Origin of the sequence: Bacillus cereus group sp. MG9, assembly GCF_040459995.1 — a bacterium.
Taxonomy (GTDB): Bacteria; Bacillota; Bacilli; order Bacillales; family Bacillaceae_G; genus Bacillus_A; species Bacillus_A mycoides.
This window is the reverse complement of record NZ_JARVHC010000004.1, coordinates 87,898-108,777: the sequence shown is the minus strand read 5'-3', so window position 1 is coordinate 108,777 and position 20,880 is coordinate 87,898. Positions and strand designations below refer to the sequence as shown.

The window sequence follows — 20,880 nt, the reverse complement described above, 5'->3', positions numbered from 1 at the left end:
AGACTCCCACGACTGAAGTCGCAAGCCCTAATCCTTACGGATTAACGGGTGGGATTCTTGAATGACTAAGCGTTCGCAGTCCATTTCTGTTTTGAACAGCCTTCAAGATGAGGGCATCTCATTGCCCCTCCTAAACCAGACCATATAGGTGCTTAGGCTGATTGACTGTTACCATCAATCACAGTTGCGTAGCGAATATTCATCGCCCCAACGATATCACGATGTTGCTCAAACCCACATATACAATTGTATTTTCTGTCTTGTGCCTTGTTCTTTTCAGAACATTTTGGACAGGTTTGACTTGTATAAGCAGGGTTCACATATTCGATCTTAATACCAACTAATGTCGCTTTGTACTCGACAAATTGTGCTAAACGATAAAATGACCAAGTATGTAGATTTTTTTCGTTTTTACGGCTTGTTCTTGCCGTCTGTCTAATATTCTTTAGTTGTTCTAATCGAATGACAGAAATATTATTATATATTGCAAAATCAATAATTTTACGACTTACTTTGTGATCTTCGTTTTTCATCCATCTTTGTTCTTTATCATTATATTGGCGAATAGCATTCAATTGCTTACCTTCTCCTAACTGCTTGCGGACACTACGAAACTTACGTTTCATATATTTATTTCGTCTTCCGTTTCCGAAGAAACGAACCTTGTCACCGTCTGTTACTGCAACAGCGGGAACTTTTAGCCCTAAATCGACACCCATTATCTTTGTTCCTGTCTTTTCGGTTGTAGGAATTGTAATAGATATTTGAGCAATCCATTTGTGAGATTTTTTTGTGATTCGGAGTGTACCTAACTTGTATTTTAACAAATTATAGTTACGATTATTCTTATCTACTAATAAAGCACGTATTTTTAAACGAGTTGATTTTCCATTCACCATAAATGGAATCGAGATGTGTGTGAAGTTAAATGAATAATTTTGGTTATTCCATACGCAAACGGGTTTCTTTAAAATCGGAACGATTTTGTATTTACTTTTTTTCACCTTTGTAGAAAACACACTTTTCGCATCTTTAATCGCTTGATTCTTAACCGCACTTGGTAGGTTAGCGAGAACATCTTTTGTACTTTTCTTAGTGCTTTTCTTTAACTCTACCATTTCAGATACAAGTTCATTAATGGCTCTGATATATTCGTGGCTACTTTGTTCCAATAAACAGATTTGTTCTTTTGTTGGAAGCAATTTAACTTGAACTGTTATGGTTTGCGACATAAGTTTCACCCCCGTGTTTTTTGATTTTCAACATAATATTTTATTGTCTCACTTGATAAATCTCCAGCAGTAGAAACAAAATAGGAACGTGTCCATAGACTTGGCAAGTGCATAAGGTGAGGAAATTCTTCCCTCAAACGCTTTGATGTCACCCCTTTAATTTTTGCCATTGTATCGGCGGGACTAAGTGTTGGCATTGTATTTAAAAACAAGTGAACGTGGTCTATATCACATTCCATTGCGATAATAACAATATCCAGTCCGTTACATATTTCTTGAACCAACATTTTGAAACGTTCTTCTACTTTTGTGTTTAGAAAAATCTTTCTTCTGTATCGTGGACAAAACACAAAATGATAGTTAATGAATGATACGGTTGTTTTAGTTCTTCTATAATCATTTATCATGGTTATACTGTATCAGTTTATTTATTTAACTGCAACAAAAAGGATGAAAAATAAAAGATACCAACACTTTGGATATTTAAAGTACCAAAAACCTTTCGATTTTTAATGGTACTCCGTATCCAACTTCACTATCATCCCATGCCTAAAGGCGATGGGCTTTCTCGTTCGGAAATGGCTGTAATATTATTTATAAATACAGTTTATATTATTTGTAATATGCAAATATATAGATTAAAATAACAATACAAAGCATAATTTATAATATCTTATCTTTCTTAAACAAACACCATACAATTTCATAGCAAAGGAATGCAAGTATACTGATCTATACTGCATTCCTTTATTGTAATTGTATGTCCACTATATTTTTATTCTTCCTTTTCTAAAATTAAAAAACTAACATCCAAATTTCTTATTTTTCACCTCTTTCTGGATCCACTCCATTGTAATAAAAACTCTTCATTACATGTCCAAACTATTAGCTATCCCCCCTAAACAACAATAATTTTTAAAATAGTAGTTCCAACTGTATAAAAAAACAAATTAAATCTTTACAAGAGAAAACAACTAGGATAAAAACAGATTGTTTTCTTTTATAAGGAAGAACAAAGAAAGAGTGGAAAAGCAATACACAAACGTGTAAATCACATGGAGTAAACCGATAAAAGAATGAAAATTCTGATAATTTATTCACTAAGGGTTTTCGTTTACTCTTTCTTTGTTATTATGAGTTTAACATTAAAAATAACATAAATCAACAAAAAAACAAAAAATTCTTATATTTTCGACATTTTATTTATCTCGCTCTAATTTCACCTTAAAAACATAGTTACTGTAGCTGTGAACTACCCACCACTTACCGATTATCACCGCTTGAAGTGGGGCTTCCTGATTCTACAAGCATTGCCTATCTCTTACGAGATTCGGTCTTACACGCTCTCCACAGGCGTAGATTATACTGTTCGGACAAGACCTTGCCCTACAGTTATATAGATGTTATGTACATTTAATATGTTGGCTGATACGCAATTTGCGTTAAGCCGGCTTTTTCAATGTTAATCGCTGCATTGTGGTCACGATCCAGTACAGTACCACATTGTTTGCATACGTGCGTACGAACAGAAAGCGATTTCTTAACTGTTTCCCCGCAATTCGAACATTTTTGTGACGTGTAGTGCGGTTTTACCATTACCAAACATCCACCATTTCGTTTTGCCTTGTAGGAGAGGAATGTACGGAACATCCCCCAACCTGCATCGTGGATGGATTTTGCTAGGTGACGGTTACGTACCATATTTTTGATTTTTAGGTCTTCTATACAAATTACACCATAGCTGTTGGCTAATCGGAAGCTTAGTTTGTGCAAGAAATCCTTACGTTGATTCGCTATCTTCGTATGAATTTGTTGTAATTTGTCTACTTGCTTGCACCAGTTCTTCGAACCTTTTTTCATTTTTGAATGTTTACGTTGCGCACGTTTTAATTTACGCTCTTCTTTGCGTAAGAACGTAGGATTCTGAACTTCTTCTCCATTAGATAGAACCGCAAATTTTTTGATGCCTACATCAATACCAGTTGTTTTATTTGCATCACAAATAGAATCTTGGTTTACGTGTTTTTCAACACAAAAAGTCGCAAACCAACGGTTTCCTTGATGTTTTATGACAACTTGTTTAACGCGGCCATCTAATTTACGGTGCCATTTGATATCAATGACCCCTAATTTCGAGATAAGAAGTTTACCGCCTTTTGTGAGAGAACACATACGACGGCTTGTCCCCAAGGAACCATCCTTCTTTTTATATTTGAACATACTAAATTGAGTAAGAGTAATAGAACGATATTCTTTAAAACTTTTCATTTTTGGATAGCCAGCATCCTTTTTAAAGAACTTTTTATAGGCTTTTTCCAAGCGCGCAAACACTTCCTGAAAAGGTTGCGAAGGAACCTCATTTAAGAAATGATATATCTTTTTATCAAGTTTTTGCTGATTTTGTAATTCATACCGTGTTAAGTCTTTTTTGTTTTGTTTATAATATCGTTGTTTATCTAGCAAAGCGGAGTTATATTGCTGACGACAAATGGAAATCCATCTCTCTAGTGTATGTTGTTGTTCTATTGTAGGATAGATTTCAAACCTGTAGTTCAATTTCATTATGTCGTCACCTCCGAATGTTTGTTCTAATAACTCTATTATAAACAAATTTTACGATGCTTTACCACTCAGAAGTACTTTTGTTAGGCCGGGCCATTCATCTCCCACCTACGCTGCGCTTAGAGGAAGGAGAATTCTGACTGAAGTTCGTTAAAAGAGAAGTAAAAGTAAAAAAATGTAAGAATTAAAATATTAATGTTACTTCGAACACCCCAAATTCATCAAAATGAAAATTTATAGCCATATCATGTCCCTTTCCATCAAAACATGAAACAAAAATGACATTATGTAACTCTTTTTACTAACTCGAAATTTTTTTCTAAAAATGCTTAAAGCTTGATATATAAGCTTTTCTACTACACCTATACAATTCGTTATGAAAATTTATAGCTATATGATGTCCCTTTTTTTCAGAAGAACCCCCCATAAACCTTTTTATATTAAGGCTTTACATGTTTATAACCCTATTTTCATGTATTTATGCAACATGAAAATCCATAGCTGTATGATGTCCCCTTTTTTATCCAAACATGAAAACTAGCCTAGCCACTTCATGTTCCTTTTGTAATTATAAAATTACAGATAAAACCCATTAACATCACTGTTTAAAGGGTTTCATCTGTTTAATTCACAATTATAAAGATGAAAATCCATAGCCATATCATGTCCCTTTTATTTTTTTAAAAATCGATATAACTGTTGATTTAATCATGTTTACACGGTTTTTGTTGCTATTCCCCTTCTTTTCTACCAATATGAAAATCCATAGCCATATCATGTCCATAAAAAAATTTTCGAGAAACCTGAAACCCCTTGATACACAAGGGATTAAAGGGCGTTTCATCTTTTTGTTTTTTCTCTTAAAGGGACGCATTTCAGCAAATTTCGATTTGGTATAATCAAAATTGATATATTTTATAGTTTTTTGGCATTTATTTCGGGATTTATAGGTAGGAGGTGAAAAAGATGGGAAAATCATTTATTATTCGTAATCAACGTAGTCTAAATGGACAATCTACAAATGCAGTTTTAGTAACACTGAAGTCTTGGCAAAAACTTGTTGAAACTTTCGAAGAAAAATACTACAGCTATAAAGATACATACCTTGAGGATATTGTTGATCATATGACATATGAGGAGCGTATTGCCGATGTGGATGGCTTCGTAGCACAGGCTAAACCATCTTTTTCACGTCGTACACTATCTGCTATTTCGGAAACAATGGGAAGAAAGCATAAATTATATGGCATTACAAACGCAGATTTGGAAGTCTTCTTATATCTACATAAAAAATGTTACACGAATGGAGTCATTCCAAATGTAACAATACATATGATGTGGGAAGATTACAAACTATATAAAGAAGAATTTGCTTACATACAGCATTCTCAATTCTATATTGCATTAAAAAAATTAAGTATACATAACATTATTACGATTGAAAATGAATTAGATGGTCGATATACAATTAAATTAACTCATTTTATGAATGAAGAAACTGAAAAGGCCAATGCATATGTTTATATTAGCCCGGTGGTATTTACGAAAGCTTTCTTTGAGCTATCAGTTGCATCTAAGAAACTATTCTTAGATATTGCTATGCAACAGCACAGTGAAACTACACTAAAACGTTCTTTAGACAAACAAGATGAAAAAGGGAATAAAACTCATTTTGGTGGGATGTACCGCTTTTTACATAAAAAATATCCACATCAAATCCGTGCAGTTATGACAGAATTAACAACTGCATTACCATGTACAGGGACTCCACTATTCAAAATTTGTAAATTACAAAAAGGGGTTAAGAATAAAAAAAGATATACGACTCTATATCTATCCTTACATACGGATTTCTTATGTGCAAAAGAAACAGGAGAAGTACAGTATCGCGATCCATTCACACCAAAGCTTACTTATGCTCGTAAAGCTCGTTTTATCGAATCCGTACTACAAGAAATGAATATTGGTGAATTTACACAAGACATGAACAAGTTTATCCATGTACTTAAATATACATGCCATCGACAAATTCGAAGCGTAATTCATAGCTTACGTGACATGATAGATTGTAATGAAGAATATCCAAGCAAATTAGTATATACACTGAAAAAATTATTAAATCAAACATCACAATATCAAATTCTTGATACCGCAGCTAAAGAGGGTATTTATCCTCTGATTACACAACATGTTCCAAAAGAACAAAAAGAACAAGCTGTATTTGATTTCGGATTGCATTTCTCTATGTACTCTCTGCGAAACATCAAAAAGTTGTTCCGCAAAACGTATGAATTACTAAATTACAAATTTGCTGTACCTGTTACAGAGGAATCATATCACCGCAACTATCTAAAGTATCAAGAAGAAACGTTGTTTAGAAAGTACGCTTATGAACAAGGTACAAACCTAAACGCTTATATGGCTTTAGAAATAGAAATACGTGAACTCTTAAAGGTAAGAGGACATAAAGAGCGCTCTATTCCTAGTGATGTTCGGGAATTGTTCATTGAGAAGATAGATAGATTACCGAAAGAAAAGCTTCGCGTTATTGAAGTACCAGATAAATTTAATTTAATTACATTTATGCGTGCCTTTGAACAGTTAATACGCGCTGGTATCCCAGTAACAACAGCTGAGCAAGTACTGACAGCAATGAAAACAAACTAATCATAATCAGCTCTCTATTTTTGAAAAAAATTCAAGATAGAGGGCTATTCGTGTTGATACGTTTATTTAAAAGAATTTTACTCATTCTTCACAATAAGTAACTTTACTCGATTCTATTCAAAATAGAGTCTTTTTTTATGCAATCATATACAAAAATAGTATGGTACCTATCTCAATTTCCACACATATTTCCATAAAAACATGTTATAAGCTGGCTATATACATTCAAATATCTACAAGAAATCATAAGAAAAAAATTAAATTTCGTGGATAAGTAGATAAATAACACATAATGTGAATAATTTAGTACCATTATCATTGATATAAATGGCTTATATGCCTTCATCTATCAAAAATCATCAATATTAATGTGAGTTATGTGCTAAATTCGGATTATGTTGATTAAATAACACATAATGTGAATCTTTTGTGGGTAACTACAATAAGATTGTGGAGATTCATTGAATTCATATGAAATTTTATGATTGAATAAATATGTTTAATAATGTATCAAATTGTTTCATTTTTTATGTAGGAATACTAAATTCTATTTATGATTATTTGTAGATTTTAAATCATAATAATACCTAATTTTCCATTGTTAGATTCTACTATTTATGATTTTTTACGCTATGAGATGTTAAAAGTCTATGTTACAGTAAGGATACACGTACATTTGCCAGTCCTATATAAGTTTTATCTTTATATTTTTAATATATATAAGATATATATTTATATTAGATTTTATTAACTAATCTTCAATTACATTGTTACTAACATAACTGAAAAGATTAATTTACAATTTTTAATTTTACTTTCGAACCACTTAAAAAAATCATACAATAAAAAAGAGAGCAACATGCTACCAACACGTGCTCCTCTTTTGATAACTGCTACCGTCAGGTGGTGGCTATCAAGTATCATTTATTTTTACAAAAACCACTCTTTTTCTGCTTGCAACGGCGTGAAGAAAGGGTGGTTCTCTTGTTATTAGTACAGTTTCAAAGAATTTAAGATTTTTGTCGAACGTCATTCCAAAATAGGAATGACGTATTTTTTTAGGGACAAATTCGAAAATCCGTATCATTATCATATGTATTTAGTGTATCTAGAAATCTATATGGATGGTGAAGACATATGAGTCAATATCAAATGCTGCATAGTACACCTTATCTGTATTCTTCTCGAACATTGAATCAAATGTACAAAGCTAATAAAAATGAAGAAAACATATGCGCTATACAAGATCATATGTTACGTCACGAAGTATACCTGGACCAACAATACCGAGGTTACTATTATTTAAGTCAAAAAATTGAGGAGGAGTTATACGGCGAAGAACATGCATTGTCATGGAATGAGCTATTGGATGAGTATCAACTTTATAGAGATCGGAAGGGCAATTTATCTATCAAACCGAAAGGATGAGATAAACATGACAATCATTGGAGAGCTAGGGATTGTATATGGCGTGACCGGAGCTTCAGTTTTAGTAATAAAATTGCTGAAGAAGAAAGGTCTTTATCTTCCAGGTTGGTTGCTACGTGCGGGTCTTAAATGCTTGTTGATTGGGAGTGTTTGGTACGTTCTAATGGATATACTAGATGTGTTTCTGCGTTAGTATTACATCTGGTAGTTGAAGGTGATTATAATAGCGCATCATAAATCACTTTTTCTAAGCTTCCATACAGGCTCAACTACCTTAAGGAGGTATGGAGGGAATGTTGTCACTTTTATTAATCCCAGCAACCTTTATAACTGTCGCTTATTTTTATCAAAGTAACGGAATGAGTGATAAGAAAAAAATTGCAACGTTTTTTGAAATTACAAAGATATGTGTTCAACATAAAGGTGAATTACAATACCCCATTTTTATAAAAGAAATTAAAGATGATATAAGTATGAATTATGTTTACAAGTTACCACTTGGTGTACCTAGTCAACTTATCCAAAAGTTAGCTGAAGTATTAGAAGAAGGCCTATATAAACCTGTTAAAATATCGTTTCACCAAAGAGAGCTTCATATTCGAGTATTTAGCCAACAAATACCTGAAATGTGGAATTGGTCTAAGGATCTATTAAAAGAGCATACATGGAGCGTTATGGTGGGGAAAGCGTTAGATAAATATGTATATCATGACTTTCAGAAAACACCGCATATGTGTGTAAGTGGAATGACTCGTTTTGGAAAGACAGTATTCTTAAAAAATGTGATGACTAGTTTAATTTTGCAACAATCGCAACACGTAAATTTTTTTATTATCGATCTGAAAGAAGGGCTAGAATTTAGTCCTTACAAAGAGCTATCCCAAGTTGTAGAAGTAGCTGAAAATCCGGAACAGGCGTTAGAAATGTTGGCTAAAGTACGTGAGAAAATGGTTAAACAAATTGAAGTAATGAAGAAGTCCTACTTTACTAATATCATAGATACATCCATAAAAGAGCGATGTTTCATCATAGTAGATGAAGGAGCAAATCTTTGTCCCACACAAGGATTACCTAAAAAACAACGTGATGTATTATTTTTGTGCCAGGAGATGTTATCTGAAATCGCAAGAATCGGAGGTGGTTTAGGATTCCGGCTCATATTTTGTACGCAATATCCTACTTCTGATACATTACCGAGACAAATTAAACAAAATGCTGATGCGAAAATAGGCTTTCGATTACCAACGGCGGTCGCTTCACAAGTTGCTTTAGATGAACCAGGTCTTGAAGATCTACCTTCCCTTCCTGGGCGGGCGTTATTTAAGACAGATCGTACAGAAGAAATCCAGGTACCTTTTTTAAAGGATACAGACATGTGGGAGTTGCTAAAGAAATATAAGGTGGTGAAGCAAAATGAGGCATCAAACACTCAAACAGAAAGCGAGACAAATCGAGATTTTATCCACTTTGAGTAAGCTGGATTTTTTAACTAGGAGGCAATTACAAGCCATCCACTGTCTAGGGAGTATTCGAAATGCAAATCGTGTATTAAAGGATATGCACCCGTATTGTCACATTACAAAAATGGCTCGTGAACACGTATATTATTTAAATAAAAAGGGACGGGATTTATTAGGTATTACAAAAGAAGTAAAGAAAAGTAGTCAATTACAGCACATATTAATGCGAAACGAGAGTTGGATGTGGCTTGGATTTCCAGAATGGAAAACAGAAAGATCTATCGATTTTTCAATCAATGGTCAACGGTATCAGATTATTCCTGACGCAACGTATTTTGAGGATAATGTACCCCATTTTGTTGAAATAGATCGTATGCAACATATGAAGGCAAATGAACATAAAATACAGTTATATGGCCATATAACAGATATCTATAAAAGACAGAATGCTATTGTTCCGGTAATTATCTTTTTCACATTATCAGACTATCGGCAATCCAAATTAGAACAATATGCTGCAAAACAAAATGTGTTTATGAGAACGTTCGTGATGGACCACATATTTTAGGAATCTTAAATATTGATATCCCAAAAATCATGATAATCAATGCGGTTATCAAATTTTCTTAGTGTTTTAATGATTTTAGTTGCGGATGTTAAAGTGGGAACACGATCCTTTTTATTCGCTAAATCACTTATTAATGATTTACTTAATCCAGTTTTTTGCACTAACCACTGTTGTTTAATTCCTCTACGATCTAAATAGTCACCAAATGGAGTTCTTTTTTTTCCTAGACCAAACATAAGGAATCCCTCCTAAATAAAGAATATCGTACTTATAGCTTGTACAATATTCCATAAAACTAAACCTTTGTTCATAAATATGGAATTATAATTTGAAACAAAGCATAGAATAATATAAAGAAAATCAAAAAATATGGAATAATTTTGAGGAATCTAGCATTCATAGTAATAGCTACAAGTTGCTGATACACTATCCTAATGGCAACTTGTTGCAAAGTGCATTCTTACAAAATAAAAAGCTTAAATCCATTGGTACACAAGGGTTTAGGCTTTTCTTAATTTATGGAGTAATGAAAACGAGTTTAATAAATTAAGAGATACTATATTGTTCAGTGGTCGAATATTGAAGAAATATATGTATATAATTTCACGTACCATAATGATAATAAAAAAATATTTTCTAAATGGTTATATAACGCAAAACAATAGGTTTATAACGAGAATAAACGTTCTGTTTTGGGAGGGTGAAGCGATGTTTGATAACTCGAAATGCATGAATCGATTGATTTTCTGCATAGACATTTGTTCACTTTTTGCCAGTTGTGCATGCGTTATGAGAGGTTTAGATCCACTAAAAGTAAAATTAGCTGTCGTTGGTGATGTGAATAGAAATCGATCTATTATGTTGGCTGCGACTCCTAAACTTGAAAAATTAGGTATTTCCACAGCAACCAGATTATACAAAATACCAAGAGATACAAATATAATTGTCGTAAATGCAACAATGAGAAGATATGTTGAAATTTCAAATCAAATCACAGAAATTTACACGAAGTATGTAGCGTTAGAGAATCTACATTTTTAATCAATAGATGAGTGCTTTCTAGACATGCCACAAACAGCTCATCTTTCCGGACAGGATCCAATTGTAATTGCTAAAAGGATTCAAAGAGAAATATATGATACAACTGGCATAACCGCATCTATTGGAATTGGACCGAATTTGTTTCTTTCAAAAATTGCTCTAGACGTGGAAAGTAAACATTCAAACTCTAGGATTGCTATGTGGACATACGAGGATGTTTCTAAAAAGTTATGGGGAATCGGAACGGCTACTGAAGAGGTGTTGCATGGAATGGGACTATTTTCCTTGAAGGATGTTGCAAAAACACCTAAAGAGCTTCTAATAAAGCGATTTGGCAAAGTAAAAGGTGAAGAGTCATATCACTTCTTATATGGTATTGATGAGAGCCAGATTGCTAATAAATACATTCTAAAAAGCATTTCTATTACAAAAGGGCAAATATCATTAGAAGCCTGTTTTCGCTTACGATCTTTTGCCATGATATATAATTATAATAGTAATTTTCGTATTTCTTCTGTACTGAGACCAGTGAATTTTGCAATATCTTCTAATGGCATTCCATTTTTATGCATACCACGAATTAATTGGATTTTTCCTTGTTTAATACCTTCTTCTAATTCTTCTTCTCGTGCATGAGCTATTTTAGCTTGTTCATCTAGAAGTATTTTCTCACGAGTTTCATAACCGCTTCAAAAGGTATTTATTTTATAGAAGTACTTCAAATATGAAGTTTTTAATGTTTTGAAGCAATGTTTTTCATAGATATCTACCCCCTTCAAAAGGTGTACCTTTTGAAGGGGGGTTGTAGAGTTTTTTTACAAAGAAGTAAATAAGGTAAATAACTGCATATAGTTATAATTAATTAGCGTAAAAGAATCCAGAACCGTATTATTTTATAAATAGAAAAAAGAACTCGTTTTGGTGTGGCTTTAAAACAAAGTTTGATAATTTATAAAAAAGTCTGATCGTTTAAAATAAAGATTGATAATATGTAAAAAAGTTTGATCAAAATCCTGTGTTGATGTGCAGGATTTTTTCTTATTCAGCAATCGGGCCAGATTGTTGAAGAATGTTAATGTTAAAAGACGCAATTGGTGAATAACCTTTAGATTTAAACGGCTTTATTAATATAAATTAAGCTTGGTGAAGTATTTTAAATCGAAAAACAAACAACGCATAACAACCTCGTCGTACATACTAAGACTGGAATTATGCGTGTTTGGGGTAATAAAATTAAGTCACCTTATTGTTACTTTACAGAAATATGACCTTTATAAAACTAAATTTTTTAGCTAAATATGGTAAAATATGAGGACTGACAATCTAGATAATTATTTATGAATTTAACAGTAATTAAGTAATATATTGAAAATAGGTGAATTGGTTTGGAAAAAATAAAGTTGTTGAATTGTTTTTCTTCAGAATATCCAAATGATCAAGAAAAAATAGAGTTTCTAAATGAGAATATAATTTCAAAAAAAGATACTGATATTATGAATTATTTAATGACACTAAAACCAGATGAAGTAGGAGGGCTCACTGCTATTTCAGGTTTTTTTTATCAATTTCTTGTTACAATCGAATATTTTATAGAGTTATTAGATGGTAAATGGGATTTTGTAGCCTTTGAACTACATGATGATATTGTGGTTGGTAATGAAAGGGAGAAAATAATCAGGTTTATTCAAGCTAAAACTAGTAAATATAGTTCTCAAAATCCAAGCGATGTTTCAAAAATGTATCTAGGTAGTACGAAGAAAATTGAAGGAACAAAGAAAACCGTAAGGTTAAAGGATTCTTGGGTGGATAAATTACTATCAAAAGCCCAATATTTTAAAAAGGAAGATGGATATAAAACACAATTTCAAATATATACAAGTTATCATGTTGTCAAAACAGATAACTATAACTTTGATTACTATACTGACAATGAAAATTTTGATAAAGTAACAAATTCAAAAGATTCTCTAGTTAAAGCAATTAAAAATAACACGCATAATTCAAAATTAGAGGAAATAAATTATGAAAGTTTATGCGGTGAAACAGTTGAGGAATTATTGTCGAGATTTCATTTGAAAACTGGATCTTATATGGTAGATATTAACCGTTATATAAATGACCTAATTATGGAGCTTAGCAAAAGAATCTTTAAGGATTTCAAATCAAAAAATATTGCTTTAGAGGTTAAAGATATCCTTTTATTAGTAGGTATAATTTGTTCTAAATGTAAAGTAGATGGTGATGTGAATTATTTGAAGGTTACTAAAAGTGAACTAGATGATATTTTAAATGAAATTAAAGAGAGTTGTCTCAAAAATATTGAGGAAATGAATGAGGAACATGGTAATAAAAAAGTCATTGAAAGAGTATTTGGTTCATATCTAGATGAGATTGAAGATGTTAAGATTTATGCACAATTAGAAGATCATGCTTTTACATACAGAGAGTACCTTCAAAAATGGTTGAGTGATAATGGGAATATTAGGGATGTGTTTAATAGATATGTAGAGGGTACAAACAGGACACGAATTTATTATAATACAAATCAAATTACTAGGGAGACTACCTTAAGAGAGTTAATTACAATCATAATTTTACTGAATATTATCTATGAGGAAACTTTAGAATTTGGCGATACGAAATTCTTATTAACTAAGAAGAGGTCAGGAGAGAAGAAAGAAATAATAACTTTGCTGAATTCTGGGAAAACACGAAATTTTAATGATTCTTCAATGAAATTAAATTTAATTATGGAAAGAGCAGATGAAAAAGAACATCTATTTCTTTTAGATAAAGAACTTAAGATAGTGTTATTAAATTATAGGGATGGAAAATTTAAAGAAGCAAAACCCCATGATCTAATGACTAAAATACCAATTGAAGAAGTAGATGGATTAGATTACTCTTCAGATATAAATAGAGTTTCATTACCTACAGTTATAATTCCGGGTAAAGTTCTTGAGGATGAATGGTATGAACACTTGTCATTAGATGAGTTTAACGAATTCAATAATGAGATATTGACCATTTGGAGTAGGATTGGAGATATAAAATGAATATTTTTAATAGGACACATAATGAATTGGAAGAGCTAGGATTTAAAATGAATAAAGAGGAAATTGAAGAAATTGACTCTATTGGTTGTGTTTTATATTCAAATTCAAAGTTTAATATATTAGTGAAGTATTTTTCTAATCCTAAAGAGGAGTTCATAAGAGAAGAATCAATAAGGTTAAGGGAACGATTGTTTTATTTAAATTATAATGTATGGAATTCGTATTATTTAGTATGTGTGAATGATTCTGTATCTAAAGATTTTACATATCTATTAGAAAAGGAAACTAAGGGTTTAAGAAAATATGTGGTCAAAAGTATAAAAGACTTTGACAGAATACCACTTTTTGATAAATCACGAGGTAGCCGTGATTTTCAGGTTGAATTTACTACAGCTGAGGAAGATAAAGAGGTATCAAATATATTAGAACTAGTAAGAAAGAATAATGGATTGGAAACAAAATTTACGAATCAGAAAGTGAACGATATAATCCAAGAAATTATAAACGAGGAGAAATAATATAATGAAGATTGATAAAGTAGTTATAAAAAATTTCCGGAATTATGTTGGAGAACATCACTTCGATTTATCCAAGGATATTACTATTTTTTATGGAGATAACGGATTCGGAAAGAGTTCATTTTTTGATGCAATTGAATGGTGCATTTCAGGTACAATAAGCAGATTTAATGATGAAGGCGAAAGTGAAAAATTTAAAAAAGACTTAATAAATAGATATGTATTAACTAGTGGAGAAAATGATATAGAATGCTGCATTACAATGGAGTTCAATGGTTTAAAGTTAATCAGGAAATTTAATTGTAAAGATAAGGTCTTTGGGAACACATCAGTAAAAATAACAGATTCAAATAATAAGACATTAAGAAATTTAGATGGAAAACCAATTAATAGTAAGGAAAAAGCAGACGAATTCCTAAGTGGAATATTCCAGCAAAATAATGGGACTAATAAAAATATGTTTGGAAAATTAATGAAGCAGACATATATTCTCTCTCAAGATCAAGTAACAGAATTTGTTTCTAGTGAAGATGCAGTTGAGACTTTTCGTTCAATAGCAAATATAATGGGTTTTAAGCCAATGTTAAAACTCTCAGATAACATGAAGAAAATTCATTCAGCATTAGAAAGTAAAAACAAAAAGTTAAGTGAAGATTTGGAAGAGAAGGATAAGTCGATCTTAAGTAAACAAGAAACAAAAAGACAAGTTGATATTTACAAGATAAATACTAATTTAAATACATTATCTATAAATATAAAAGATAATGTTAAAGAAATAAAAAAACACTTAGTACAAATTAGAGACAAGGAATTCACTAAAAAATTAAAAGCTGACGACCAATTAAAATTGTGCAATAAATTTAATGAGGAGTTTTTTGACCTAGAACAGGTGAAATCTAAAATTGGTGAGTTAAATGCTATCGAGGAGATGCATAATCATACATTAGAATCATATAAAAGTTTAAAGAGTAAGGCAGAAAATAAACTTCTAGAGCTAAATAGGATTAAAAAGGACATCTCGAGTTATAATCAGCTTTCAAATAAAATTAATGAAATCAATCAAAAACTACAAGAATCACAACCGTATCCTGTAGATATAGAACTAATAAAGTCCGTCATTAAAGATAAGAAACAGTTAAATATTAATTATCAATTTATATTAAATAATTTTAATAATTATAAAAATAACAAGGTAACTGTTACTAACTATTCAAATGAACATAAAAAGTTAAGTGAGAAATTAACAAAACTAGAAAATTTCAAAAAGAAAAGAAATGAAATTTTATCAAATATAGATAAAAAAATAGTCGAAACAGAAGATGGGATTCTTGTAAATTTACTAAATAATATAAAGGAAATAAATGAATTCGTAGAGAGTAATGAACAAAATGAAATATGTCCTGTGTGTTCCTCTAAATTTGAGGAAGAGGGCTTATTAAGTTCGATCGATAAGAATATTAATTTGTTAAAAGAAAAGATTAATGTATCTTCATCATATGCTGATAAACTACTTGCACTTAAAAATAATCTGCGGGAAAATATAGTACTTTTGGATATTAAGATAAAAAAGATAAATGATGAAATGGACGTCTTGACTTGGAATTACAAAAGGGCTAAAAAAGAAATAGAAAGTACTGAAGCAAATAAACTCTTTGATTCAAGCCTTATGGAAAAGGATTTAAAAGATGTTAAAGCTATTAATTCATCAAACAATGAAAATATTGAAAAGTTAAACGATGTAGTTGCTTTACTTTTAGAATTAGAAAAACTAAAGCAGGAAGATAAACCAGAAATAGGAAATACTACATTCATGACTGAAGAGAAAATTAGTAACAGACTAGATTGTTTAATTAGAGCAGATAAAAGAATAGAATTGAGGATTAAAAAGCTTAAACAACGAATAAGTAAGGAAGAAATAATACAAAATCTAGAAAGTGAAGTTCAAGAATACGTTAAAAAAATCTCTGATGAGCATTTAAATTTACCTTTTGTGAAAATCATAGAAAAAATAGAGAGCAATATAAAAAATATAGATAATACTTTGAAGTTAGTATCTAGTTTAGAAACGGACTTGGAAATAATTGTACATAATAATCATGTTGAAGAACAAATTATCCAATTAAAGATGGAACGCTCTAAACTTAATGAAAAAGTTACTAATTTAAATAAGACTACAACATCATTATCCAATTATATAGAAAATGTTTTTGGAGATTTCGGGAACAATGCTAAAGATTATCTTAATCAGTATTATTCTCCGATTCAAAAGTACTTTAGATATTTAAATCCTCTTCCAACCCGAAGTTCAATAAAGTTTGAGGGAGAAGGTGAGAAATTGTTTGTAAAAGTAATCTTTGATGAACATGATGATGAAGGGGATATAACAACTCCCAAGAATGTACTTAGCTCAGGTCAATTAAATGTATTAGCAATTTCTATCTTCTTAGGAATGAACGATTCTCAGAAAATACATGAGTTAGATTTCATTGCTATAGATGATCCTATTCAAAATATGGATGATATTAATCAGTTCTCAATTTGCGATGTTTTAGGATCCGTGAAAAAACAATTAATATTCTCTACGCATAATTTCGAGTTTTTGAAACTTTTCATAAAAAAGAATGAATATAAAAAAGATACGATTCAAGTCTATAATTTCAAGAGTCCTTTCTTGATACCAGAAAAAGTAGAGCATCTAACATTCACAAATTAATATGAATAACAGTAAGCACTTTTTAAGTACGTTGAAATATCTTACATTATAAGTTAAATAATTTTAACCTCCACAACCTTTATTTAATAGCAAATACAAAAGCTCCATTTTGAAAAAAGATTGATCAAAATGGAGTTAATCTTTCTAACTAACTATGAGATTTTATAAAAAAGTTTGATTAATTCGGTTAAACTTTCTTCAAAACGTTAGAACTTTGTTTTAAATCGACATTTAAGTTAACTACCACCAAATTTGAGTCTCTTTAAAGACATGTAGTTAAAGTAAAGTAATTGATTTTATAATATTTGATACACATTACTATTGATAAGTGCCTGAACCATCAATGGAAGATGTGGAAGTAACCAAAAGATTGGCGAAAGGTGGAAGTATTCTCGGCATTTCTTTGTTAGATCACGTTATCATAGGAGATAATAGATTTTTGAGTTTAAAAGAAAAAGGCTATATAAACTTTAACTAATGAAAAAAGCAATCAGAGTAATAATATTCTGGTTGCTTTTTATTTTTTTGTATTTTACGTTTACTATTCAATTATTTTTTCTTTTAATGAATTTCTTTGGTCCAACTTAATACCTTCAGATAATGGAGAGTCAAGGGTGTTGCTTTTAAATAAAGTTACGGTGTTTATAAAAAGTTGCGATGTTTTTCCCCTTTGAATCGGTTTATCTAAAGGGGTGTTTTTATAGTGAAGAGTGAAAAGATGATCTGAACTGAAAGGCGGATTAAGGAATTGTTGAGTAGCGATAAAGTTACTCCACTAAAGGGCCAGAATGTGAAGCAATACCCACTTGAGTAACTTAATTCAAATGGGTTCTTTTTATTTTATAATCAATTAAACAAATTAAATAAATTATAAAGATTATTCTTAATAAAACTTAACATTAGTTTAATATTATTTAAAAATATGTTAAAGTAATATTAATAAAAGTAAACGGAGGGCAAAGCTGTGGATATTAACAATATTCCAAACTGGATTTTAGCCTTGGAAAATGAGGATTTAGAGTTTGTTAAAAACTTAGTACTTCATTCGGGTTCTTTAAAAGAGATTGCAAAGGTTTATGAGGTATCATACCCAACAGTAAGACTTAAACTTGATCGATTAATCGATAAAATAAAAATGAATGATGCCGTAGAAAACGAGGAATTTATTAAATTTATCAAGAGCCTGTCGATTGATGATCGCATAAGTGTAGAGGATGCAAAATTGATTATTGAAAAATATAAACAAGAAAGAGATGGGGAATAATGGTTCTTATTTATGCTGGTATTTTAGCTGTTCAATTTTTCTTATCAAGTAGAAACAATATCTATTGGGGGGCAATTTTACCAGTAGCACATATTGTATTTCTGACATGGTTGTTTATAACGAATCGTATTGAAAGTACTATTGGTTTTATCCTTTATCTATTATTAGGGATGTTTTTCTTATGTATAGAATGGAATCTAGGTAGAAAGTACTTTCATAAGAAGATACAAAAAGAATTGGATAAAATGAAAACTCACGACATGAAATAGAGAAAATAGTTGTTAAATATGCGCATATTTAACAACTATTTTCTCTATTCAACAATCGGGCGCTATTGTGGAATAAAACTTAGATTTTTAAACGACTTTATTGTTATATTTTTTAGTGTAGTGAAATATCTTACATCAAAAATTAAACAACTTTATTTTTAACCCCGTCCTAAATTTAGAACGGGGTTATGCTTGTTTGAGCTTTTAAAATTAAATAGCTTTATTGTCATTTTACACTAGGAGTGAATACATATGTGGAGTTTGTATTCCAACATATTAGTACAACCCTACCAACATAAGATTAATAAAGTGAGCCCCCTTATAAGAAAATAAGGGGGCTCAGAATTGAAACATACAGATAGTATAAGAGATCTCCAATCCACTGGAGTCTAAGTTAGTTTAACACGTATTAAAGAGAGTGTGGATATATTGTAACCGAATTGTTACCTCTCTACCTTTCCTTAAAATAATAAGCATGGCGCTATAGTAGTTATTAAATGGGTTCTGGTGCAAAGATAAAATACAAGAGAATATAGCGCATATATTTCGAGCGGAATTGTATTTTATGCTGTCAGCCCAAACAATTGATGGATGAATTCTTTCTGATTTTGAACAGACTGATCCGGTAAATCAACCTGTTCTTTTTTTATCATATGCATGGCTTCAACACCACTCAATATTGAGATTGCTGTTTTAAATGACTTTAATCCTAACATAGAACGAACTCGTCTTTTAATAAACCGGTGGTTTTGTTCCACTATATTATTGAGATATTTAACTTGCCTTAGTTGTATGCCTTCAGGCATATGTTTCTCTTCTTTCAACTCTTGAATCGCTACAGGATAGGCAGGGTTCTTATCGACTGTTATCACGCGAGGCTTAGAAACATACGAAAAAGCCAAGGTTTTCTTGAAAAAGCGCTTGGCTGCTTGTTTATCTCTTGATTTACTTAGATAAAAATCAATTGTATGACCCTCTGAATCAACTGCACGATATAAGTACATCCATTGACCTTTTACTTTAATATAGGTTTCATCGACTCTCCACGAGTCATTTGTTGATTTAAGATGATGTCGTACTTTTTCTTCTAATTGAGGTCCATATTGATGAACCCAGCGCATAATTGTTGTATGAGCAATAGACAAACCCCGTTCTTCCATCATTTCTACTAAATCACGAAAACTTAGGTTGTACCGTAGGTACCATCTTACCGTTAATAAGATAATATCAGACTGATAGTGTTTCCATTTGAATAAATTTTTCTTTTCCATACCGATCACACACCTTTTTAGAGTAATAGTATCAGTATGTCCAAGATATTGAGATTACTTGCAATTACCTTGAAGTTTTTGCACCAGAACCGGAATCCCCCTCTTCTAAACGAAGTGAAGGTGGGGGTGGTTCAAAGATAAAAGGGACGAAGTAGAATAATAGGTTTATAAAATGAAAAGGACCCCTATTCCCTAGGGGCCCTTTGAGAGAGAACTTCACTAACTAACTAAATTAATTAGTGGGATACGGATTAATTTTAACATATAGATAGCTTATCTGAAGGTAACAAAAAGTTAACAAAGGAGATTTAAAAGCGTATATTTCATGATTTGAAGAAATCTTATGTTTTCCACTTTGATTTAAGGGGGAATATATAAGATTTTTGGTTCTGGTGCAAAAATAAAATTAAAGAGAATACAGCACATATATTCCTAACGGAATCGTATCTTATGCGGCAAGTCCAAACAATTGATAAATGAATTTTTTCTGGTTTTGGACAGACTGGTCCCGTAAATCAATCTGTTCTTTTTTAATCATAGGCATAGCTTCTACTCCAGAAAGAATGGATGTAGCTGTGTCAACACATTTGAACCCTAGCATAGAGCGGGTTCGCTTCTTTCTTACCGTTAACAAAATAATATCAGGCTGATAATGCTTCGATTTGAATACATTTTCCTTTTCCATACTAATTACACACCTTCTTTAGAGTAGTATCAGTATATCCAAGTTTAAGAGATTTTTTGCACCAGAACCGGGGGAATTATGATTAAATGTCGAAAAAATAAGAATTATGAGGTTTTTTGTTGATTTATGTCGTTTATAGTGCTATA

The 20,880-nt window shown here is 31.2% G+C and carries 15 protein-coding genes and 4 pseudogenes; 12 read left to right on the top strand and 7 right to left on the bottom strand.

From position 1 onward, the window contains the following. Window positions 1–152 precede the first annotated feature (152 nt). The 3 genes from QCI77_RS30330 to QCI77_RS30320 form a co-directional block, all read right to left on the bottom strand. Entirely contained in the window at window positions 153–1,232 is a 1,080-nt protein-coding gene (locus QCI77_RS30330) for an RNA-guided endonuclease InsQ/TnpB family protein (RefSeq protein WP_193649032.1), read from the bottom strand. A 5-nt stretch (window positions 1,233–1,237) separates the two neighbouring features. After that, window positions 1,238–1,639, bottom strand: a complete 402-nt coding sequence (tnpA, locus tag QCI77_RS30325) for an IS200/IS605 family transposase (RefSeq protein WP_353826111.1) — start codon at window positions 1,637–1,639, stop codon at window positions 1,238–1,240. A 1,006-nt stretch (window positions 1,640–2,645) separates the two neighbouring features. After that, complete coding sequence (locus tag QCI77_RS30320; RefSeq protein WP_353826110.1) at window positions 2,646–3,794, bottom strand: RNA-guided endonuclease InsQ/TnpB family protein; 1,149 nt, start codon at window positions 3,792–3,794, stop codon at window positions 2,646–2,648. A 966-nt stretch (window positions 3,795–4,760) separates the two neighbouring features. Here QCI77_RS30320 and QCI77_RS30315 point away from each other — a divergent pair. The 5 genes from QCI77_RS30315 (at window position 4,761) to QCI77_RS30295 (ending at window position 9,917) form a co-directional block, all read left to right on the top strand. Continuing rightward, a complete protein-coding gene (locus QCI77_RS30315) occupies window positions 4,761–6,461 on the top strand; it encodes a hypothetical protein (RefSeq protein ID WP_353826109.1) in 1,701 nt (566 codons plus the stop codon). Between the two features lie 1,137 nt (window positions 6,462–7,598). Then, complete coding sequence (locus QCI77_RS30310) at window positions 7,599–7,889, top strand: hypothetical protein (protein ID WP_353826108.1); 291 nt, start codon at window positions 7,599–7,601, stop codon at window positions 7,887–7,889. Between the two features lie 7 nt (window positions 7,890–7,896). Continuing rightward, entirely contained in the window at window positions 7,897–8,082 is a 186-nt protein-coding gene (locus QCI77_RS30305) for a hypothetical protein (protein ID WP_353826107.1), read from the top strand. A 100-nt stretch (window positions 8,083–8,182) separates the two neighbouring features. Continuing rightward, window positions 8,183–9,364 carry an FtsK/SpoIIIE domain-containing protein gene (locus QCI77_RS30300; protein ID WP_353826106.1) on the top strand — a complete coding sequence of 394 codons (1,182 nt, stop codon included), beginning with the start codon at window positions 8,183–8,185 and terminating at the stop codon, window positions 9,362–9,364. Next, window positions 9,303–9,917 (top strand): replication-relaxation family protein, encoded by a 615-nt coding sequence (locus QCI77_RS30295; protein ID WP_353826105.1) that lies wholly within the window; start codon window positions 9,303–9,305, stop codon window positions 9,915–9,917. The genes QCI77_RS30300 and QCI77_RS30295 overlap by 62 nt, the downstream gene beginning before the upstream one ends. 5 nt (window positions 9,918–9,922) lie before the next feature. Here the strand turns inward: QCI77_RS30295 and QCI77_RS30290 are convergent, their stop codons facing one another. Next, entirely contained in the window at window positions 9,923–10,153 is a 231-nt protein-coding gene (locus QCI77_RS30290; RefSeq protein ID WP_000467332.1) for a helix-turn-helix domain-containing protein, read from the bottom strand. Window positions 10,154–10,508: 355 nt separating this feature from the next. Here QCI77_RS30290 and QCI77_RS31025 point away from each other — a divergent pair. Beyond that, window positions 10,509–11,108 (top strand): annotated as a pseudogene (locus QCI77_RS31025) (Y-family DNA polymerase); the annotation flags it as partial. 338 nt (window positions 11,109–11,446) lie between these two features. Here QCI77_RS31025 and QCI77_RS30280 read toward each other — a convergent pair. Then, window positions 11,447–11,647 (bottom strand): annotated as a pseudogene (locus tag QCI77_RS30280) (Rpn family recombination-promoting nuclease/putative transposase); the annotation flags it as partial. A 696-nt stretch (window positions 11,648–12,343) separates the two neighbouring features. On the opposite strand from QCI77_RS30280, the gene QCI77_RS30275 reads away from it, so the two are divergent. The 6 genes and pseudogenes from QCI77_RS30275 to QCI77_RS30250 all read left to right on the top strand — a co-directional run bounded on the left by QCI77_RS30275 (window position 12,344) and on the right by QCI77_RS30250 (window position 18,778). Next, window positions 12,344–14,014 (top strand): hypothetical protein, encoded by a 1,671-nt coding sequence (locus tag QCI77_RS30275; RefSeq protein ID WP_353826104.1) that lies wholly within the window; start codon window positions 12,344–12,346, stop codon window positions 14,012–14,014. Beyond that, window positions 14,011–14,532, top strand: coding sequence for a hypothetical protein (locus QCI77_RS30270; RefSeq protein ID WP_353826103.1), 522 nt, complete (start codon window positions 14,011–14,013; stop codon window positions 14,530–14,532). The genes QCI77_RS30275 and QCI77_RS30270 overlap by 4 nt, the downstream gene beginning before the upstream one ends. A gap of 4 nt (window positions 14,533–14,536) precedes the next feature. Further along, window positions 14,537–17,245 (top strand): AAA family ATPase, encoded by a 2,709-nt coding sequence (locus QCI77_RS30265; protein WP_353826102.1) that lies wholly within the window; start codon window positions 14,537–14,539, stop codon window positions 17,243–17,245. 331 nt (window positions 17,246–17,576) lie between these two features. After that, window positions 17,577–17,723 (top strand): annotated as a pseudogene (locus tag QCI77_RS30260) (JAB domain-containing protein); the annotation flags it as partial. A 486-nt stretch (window positions 17,724–18,209) separates the two neighbouring features. After that, complete coding sequence (locus QCI77_RS30255) at window positions 18,210–18,509, top strand: DUF2089 family protein (protein WP_016104021.1); 300 nt, start codon at window positions 18,210–18,212, stop codon at window positions 18,507–18,509. Then, complete coding sequence (locus QCI77_RS30250) at window positions 18,509–18,778, top strand: hypothetical protein (RefSeq protein ID WP_078181609.1); 270 nt, start codon at window positions 18,509–18,511, stop codon at window positions 18,776–18,778. Before QCI77_RS30255 ends, QCI77_RS30250 begins: the two co-directional genes overlap by 1 nt. Before the next feature lie 563 nt (window positions 18,779–19,341). Here the strand turns inward: QCI77_RS30250 and QCI77_RS30245 are convergent. Beyond that, a complete protein-coding gene (locus QCI77_RS30245; protein ID WP_353826101.1) occupies window positions 19,342–20,049 on the bottom strand; it encodes an IS6 family transposase in 708 nt (235 codons plus the stop codon). A gap of 448 nt (window positions 20,050–20,497) precedes the next feature. Then, window positions 20,498–20,668, bottom strand: a pseudogene (locus QCI77_RS30240) (IS6 family transposase); the annotation flags it as partial. Between the last annotated feature and the right edge of the window lie 212 nt (window positions 20,669–20,880).